The sequence below is a fragment of the Sulfurimonas sp. genome (assembly GCF_014859695.1).
Classification (GTDB): Bacteria; Campylobacterota; Campylobacteria; order Campylobacterales; family Sulfurimonadaceae; genus Sulfurimonas.
The window spans coordinates 1-1,995 of sequence record NZ_JACUTS010000160.1 but is presented as its reverse complement, the minus strand read 5'-3'; the positions used below and the strand labels follow the sequence as shown (position 1 = coordinate 1,995).

The window sequence follows — 1,995 nt, the reverse complement described above, 5'->3', positions numbered from 1 at the left end:
CACTACTATCTATCAGCTTTTTTATAGGTCGTATCTCAGAGCTAAATATCAGCTCATTGCTATTTTGAGTAAAATAAATAGTTTACCCCATATCTATCTCTTACTATATAAAGCTTTTCATTCACACCATCAAAAAGTGCAAACCCAAAGATACCGTTAAAATCTTTGACCGACTCTACTCCATACTCTGCCATGTAATTTACGATGGTTTCTGTGTCGCTATGACCTCTCCACTCTATAGCACTTAACTTTTCTCTTAAATCAAGATGATTGTATATCTCACCATTGAAGATGATCACAAAATTTCCACAAGCTGAGTACATAGGCTGATGCCCTGCAACACTTAGGTCTTGTATAGAGAGTCTCACATGCCCTAAATATATTTCATTACTACCACTTCTGAAGTTTACTATATCGCTATCATCAGGTCCACGATGTGCTATAAGTTCTAAAAGTGACTTGTCAAATGGTTTATTTACTGTTCCTACTATTCCACACATGTTATTTTCTCTTCTTTATTTCCCTTTGAAAGCTCTTTCAATTTCTCTGCTAGTTCACTAGCTACAACTTTCGAGTCATATCTTTTGGCAGTCTCTAAAGCTTGCAGTTTATACTTAGCAAACTCATCTTTATCCATTGTCATAAAAAACTCTATACATTTTACCAACTCTTCACTGTTTCCTGCTTCAAATAGCTTTCCGTTTACACCATCAGAAATGTAGCTAGGCAATCCGCCAATATTTGAACCCACCACAGGCACACCACATGCCATAGCTTCTAGTCCAACAAGACCTAAACTTTCAGCTTTTCTAATAGTTGGAAAAGTAAAAATATCCATTTGGTTAAAACAGTGAGGTAGCTCATCGTGAGGCTTTGCTCCAACATATTCTACTATACTGCTTAGTTCCAGTTCATCTATTTTTTTCAGCATAGCATCCTTTTGATCTCCGCTACCCACCAATAGCACTTTAAAATTTAAGTTCTTTTGTTTTAAAAGATAAACTGCATCGAGCAATATATCCCAGCCTTTTCCTTCATCTATACGAGAGACAAAGCCAATCGTAAACAGTTTGCTTCTTTCTACAACTATAGGTTTAAATAGATTAGTATCGATACCCCCTGAAGGAGATACGAATACATTGTTGTGATTGTAGTTTTGCCCAACTATTTCTTTGAAATAGTTTGAAGGTACTACAATCAAGTCACATTTTTTAATAGTACTTTTTACAAATGAACTTATGAAAGAGGGATACGATATATCATCACCATGAGCATTGATTATGAGTGGTTTTTTAATTAAATGCCCAAATAATGTAAGTGGAATTAAAGAATGCTCAGCATAATGAACATAAATCAAATCATATTTATCTTCTCTTAAAGCTTTAAAAACATCAGCAAAAAATTGAAAATACTTTTTTAATTTTTCTAATTTTGTTCTACCTCGACCTTTTATGACTGCTTTTTCAAACTCAAAACCTTCTGCTATGAGTTGGTTTTCAAAGTTTTTTACAAAGATTCCATAAAATGGATAATCTTTTGATGGATACATGTTAGATATTAGTAGAATTTTCATTTGTGTTATTCCTTTGTTTATTTATAATGAAACTGTAAAAGTATAATATTATTAATGTATATAAAATAAGTCTTGGTACAGTATATGATAGATTGAATGAATTTTCTTGTAAAAAAGATGCCCAAAATACAGGTAGTAGTACAGTAATAAAGAATTTACCAATTAGGTCTTTTCTTTTTATAGCTATTATTGTTAGCTTTAAAAAAAGAAAAACTACTATCAAAACACCTATTAGACCAGTGTTGTACATGAGTAAACCTATAAAACTTTCCGCTCCTTGCTCGACCCAGCCACCCATATTTCCACCACTTCCTAAATCGTTTCCGATAAAGTAATTGATTCCAAATGACTGTGAAAATGGTAACACTATGAGCTGGACCCCAAAAACTGAACAACAATGCAGTAAAATTAAGGTGTAACTG

Annotated in this window: 3 protein-coding genes; all 3 read right to left on the bottom strand. The window is 33.0% G+C overall.

Annotated features, from left to right (window positions below):
* Positions 1 to 59 precede the first annotated feature (59 nt).
* Positions 60 to 500, bottom strand: coding sequence for a hypothetical protein (locus IBX42_RS12255; RefSeq protein ID WP_294933215.1), 441 nt, complete (start codon positions 498 to 500; stop codon positions 60 to 62).
* Complete coding sequence (locus tag IBX42_RS12250) at positions 488 to 1,573, bottom strand: glycosyltransferase family 4 protein (RefSeq protein WP_294933214.1); 1,086 nt, start codon at positions 1,571 to 1,573, stop codon at positions 488 to 490. The genes IBX42_RS12255 and IBX42_RS12250 overlap by 13 nt, the downstream gene beginning before the upstream one ends.
* Positions 1,551 to 1,995: hypothetical protein (locus IBX42_RS12245; RefSeq protein WP_294933213.1), on the bottom strand; the 445-nt coding region annotated here is incomplete at its 5' end. The genes IBX42_RS12250 and IBX42_RS12245, both read right to left, overlap by 23 nt.

Coding starts and splice junctions, on each gene's coding strand:
- IBX42_RS12255 (WP_294933215.1), bottom strand. CDS start 500: ATGTGTGGAATAGTAGGAACAGTAAATAAACCATTTGACAAGTCACTT.
- IBX42_RS12250 (WP_294933214.1), bottom strand. CDS start 1,573: ATGAAAATTCTACTAATATCTAACATGTATCCATCAAAAGATTATCCA.